Annotated in this window: 1 protein-coding gene; it reads right to left on the reverse strand. The window is 37.8% G+C overall.

The features are described from left to right. A partial coding sequence (locus tag R0J92_RS24235; RefSeq protein WP_411053559.1) for a thioredoxin family protein occupies positions 1 to 129 on the reverse strand: 129 nt, incomplete at its 3' end. Positions 130 to 259: the final 130 nt, after the last annotated feature.

Below are 259 nucleotides of genomic sequence, written 5' to 3' on the forward strand. Positions count from 1 at the left end.
GAAAGTAATTAAAGTGGGCATAATTAAACGGCATAAACCACACCAAGGGGCCCAAAAATGAACCAAAGTGGGTTGTGGTGAACAGAGAACTTCTTGAGAAAAATTATTTTCGTTAACGGTAGCAACCATAACGGGTATAAAGTTTTATTAAAATGAATGATTTCGCTTTTGGATCATGCTACATCGATTCGGGATCAAACTGCCAGGGGAGATCCCCGATTTCTATCGATTTATAGAATATACTGTTTCTTGAATCGGT

The sequence above is a fragment of the Tritonibacter sp. SIMBA_163 genome (assembly GCF_046535935.1).
Classification (GTDB): Bacteria; Pseudomonadota; Alphaproteobacteria; order Rhodobacterales; family Rhodobacteraceae; genus Epibacterium; species Epibacterium scottomollicae.